The organism is Paenibacillus popilliae ATCC 14706, from assembly GCF_000315235.1.
GTDB lineage: Bacteria > Bacillota > Bacilli > Paenibacillales > Paenibacillaceae > Paenibacillus_B > Paenibacillus_B popilliae.
This window is the reverse complement of the sequence record NZ_BALG01000232.1, coordinates 1-247: the sequence shown is the minus strand read 5'-3', so window position 1 is coordinate 247 and position 247 is coordinate 1. Positions and strand designations below refer to the sequence as shown.

Sequence of the window (247 nt, the reverse complement as noted above, 5' to 3'; positions counted from 1 at the left end):
GGAGCGTTCGATGGTAAGCTAGAGGCATCATGCAACGGCAGTCTTGGCTGCCGGGAAGGAGCTGCTGCAAATGATACCATCCGATCAAGTTCAACTCGGACAAACCGTGCCGGACTTTACGCTTCCGTCCTCGACGGGCGCCAATCTATCGCTGCGCGATTATGCGGGCAAGAAGGTCGTGCTCTATTTCTATCCGAAAGATATGACACCGGGCTGTACGCAGGAGGCCTGCGACTTCCGCGATTGC

General features: G+C 56.3%; 1 protein-coding gene. It reads left to right on the top strand.

Annotation, left to right across the window (positions count from 1 at the left end; all coding sequences use genetic code 11):
* Positions 1–70: 70 nt before the first annotated feature.
* Positions 71–247, top strand: a 177-nt coding sequence (locus PPOP_RS14810) for a peroxiredoxin (protein ID WP_006287344.1), incomplete at its 3' end; no start/stop codon positions are given.